The sequence below is a fragment of the Flavobacterium sp. genome, from assembly GCF_036741995.1.
GTDB lineage: Bacteria > Bacteroidota > Bacteroidia > Flavobacteriales > Flavobacteriaceae > Flavobacterium.
In genome coordinates this window covers 1-2,824 of the sequence record NZ_DAINRG010000097.1, presented here as the reverse complement: position 1 = coordinate 2,824, position 2,824 = coordinate 1, and the positions used below count along the sequence as shown (strand labels likewise).

General features: G+C 39.9%; 1 protein-coding gene and 1 pseudogene. Both read right to left on the bottom strand.

Features of this window, described 5'->3' with window-relative positions:
- Window positions 1–2,158: hypothetical protein (locus V7D82_RS13600; RefSeq protein ID WP_333601495.1), on the bottom strand; the 2,158-nt coding region annotated here is incomplete at its 3' end.
- 461 nt (window positions 2,159–2,619) lie between these two features.
- A pseudogene (locus tag V7D82_RS13595) lies at window positions 2,620–2,824 on the bottom strand (GTP cyclohydrolase); the annotation flags it as partial.

Here is a 2,824-nt window from a genome sequence, read left to right as displayed (position 1 = left end):
AACATTTATCTGTAACAGTATAAGTAACCGTTGTTGCACCTCCACAAGCGGCAGGGGCACTTACTTGTCCGTAGTTTCCATGAGGATCACATCCGCCACTTACTGTAAAGCCTGTCAACCATTGGGCAAACGCTGCATCTACAGCGGCTTGGTTTACATAAGCACAAGCATTGGTAGTGCTGTTGGCCGGTTGGTTTACTACCACAGCCGGAGCGGCAGTAATAGTAAAGGTTCTGCTTACCGTTGATGTGGTATAACATTTATCTGTAACAGTATAAGTAACCGTTGTTGCACCTCCACAAGCGGCAGGGGCACTTACTTGTCCGTAGTTTCCATGAGGATCACATCCGCCACTTACTGTAAAGCCTGTCAACCATTGGGCAAACGCTGCATCTACAGCGGCTTGGTTTGCATAGGCACAGGCACTGGTAGTGCTGTTGGCCGGTTGGTTTACTACCACAGCCGGAGCAGCAGTAATAGTAAAGGTTCCTGAACATGCTGCTTGTTTACCACAACTGTCAGAAGCACTAAAATTAACTGTTACTGAACCACCAGTACAAAGTGTAGGTGCCACTAAACCATTTAATCCTGAAGTTATCAAAGTTCCGTTTCCACCTGTTGCGGTAAATCCGGCTACCCAAGTCGCAAATGCAGCATCTAAAGCTGCTTGATCCACATAGGCACAAGCACTAGTACTTACATTAGCCGAACAATGAATTTCGATAGGAATACTTGGAATAACGGTTACTGTGACCGGTTTTATGTCAAAACAACCCGCTGAAGTAGTAGCTTTAATATAGTAGGTTCCTGAAGCGGAAACAGCAGCTGGATTTGCCAAAGGCGTCGTAGCGCCTGAATCTGTCCAATAAGTCAATGTACCACCTTGAAGATTACTTCCGGCTGTCACTGCTGCCAATGTTAAATTAACCGTAAGTGGAGCACAGACCGGAGCCGGATCATGCGTTACTAAAGTCGGAGCCGGACTGATTGTTAACGTTCCGGTTGCCGTTGGCGATTGACAGTTGTTTGGTGGTCCACCCTGAACAACGACAGTAACACTACCATTCGCTGTAGCAGGATCAATTGTATAAGTATTAGAAGCACCAAATGGTCCTCCATTAAATGAATAAGTCAATGGGGCGATACCTCCAGTTGCAGTTGCAGTAAATACTGCCGGCTTGCCAGAACATACGGTCACATTATTTATAGCTACAGTAGGACGTACATTAAATGCACCTCCCACAAAATCATCCAAAGAAGCGGTTATAGATTGTGAAGAACGCGCTTCTAATATAAAACTTGAAAAACAAGTATTGGCTAAGTTCAAGCTGGTTAAATCAACCTGTCCTTCATAAAACTCATTAGTTAAATAATTAGGATTGATAAATGACCATCCCGTTGGAATTGGGTAAGTTGAAGCATTATTTTCAGCTACAGTACCTACCAGATTTGTTGTCTCTAAATTATTGTTAGAACCTACAACATAGGATGATCCAGAAGAAAGTGGCCCTCCGCCTACCCATCTGTAAATAGTTACAGCAGCATTGGCTCCACCACCGGTAAAGTCGGCAAGAATTAACAAGTCACCTACAGCATGCGGAGGTTCAAAATTACCTCCGGCAACAGGTGCCGTTCCATTTAATAAAAACCAAAAACCAATTTGGGCATCACCATTATTAGAGGTTCTGTCTCCAGCGAAATACAAAATTCCATTGCTTACAATAGCTGCTGCATTGGCAATATCATTTTTCGCTTTGGTTTGTCCGAGAACCCATCCGAGATGACCCTGGCCACCACCGCCAGCCAAGAAGAAATCCTTGGAACTGGTAAATTGGGTATCGACAACTCCTGTCCCATACGGGTCGAGCTGGTAACTTTTTACCGTAAAAAGGTTGAAGTTAGCAGCATTCCAATCAACCGGATTACCATCAACGGTAATGGTTTGTGCTGTTAAAAAATTAGAGAATAAAAAAAGTATGAACAGTAAAATAATACTAATCACACCTTGACTTTTTGAATTACTCTCATTAGTTGAGTAATTGTTTTCCAAAGCATTGCTTTTGGAAAAATCTAACTTAAAACCGTTTTCGTCTCTGCTCACGACATAGTCTTCGCAACAGGGAAATTCTAAAAACTTCAATAAAGTACTGCTTTTCATAATGTTAGGTATTTAAATTATACCACATCATGCGAAGGTGTCAAAGTATTTTTGGGGTAAGCATTATAACATTGAGAGTGTCTAGAATCATCTTTTAATGACGCAAAAAACAGGTAGATTTTCAATTGGGAATATAAATTTAGGTATATATTTAATTTTATGTTAAAATTTACGTAAGTTTTCTACGAACAATTCTATTTCATCGACTAACTGCATAAATTGATAAAAAAGCAAAATGATTTTAACCTAATTTTTAGGATTAAACCATCAAATTATAATAAAACCGACGCATTATTCAACACCTAAAACTAACATTTTAAGGAACTTATTAAAAAAACAGAAAATAGACACTGTACAATTTCTTGAGAAAGACAAATACACATGCTATGCTCCCATTGACTATCAATAGGAATCAGCGGCATTATTTCCGGTAAGAATTATACGAAATAATAAGTGAAAAATTAATTCAAATCCTTTTTGTAAGTTCTTCTTCTTCTAAAAGTGACCGGATCGAAATGTTTCCACATGTTGTGGATGGCGTGATTGTCTTCTAATTCGGGAGTTCTGATGCAGTTTTGAATCCCTTTTGCTTTGAACACTTTGTAATATTCGTTAAAAATAATAGCGGTAACTCCTTTACTTTGGTATTCCGGATCAACTCCAATA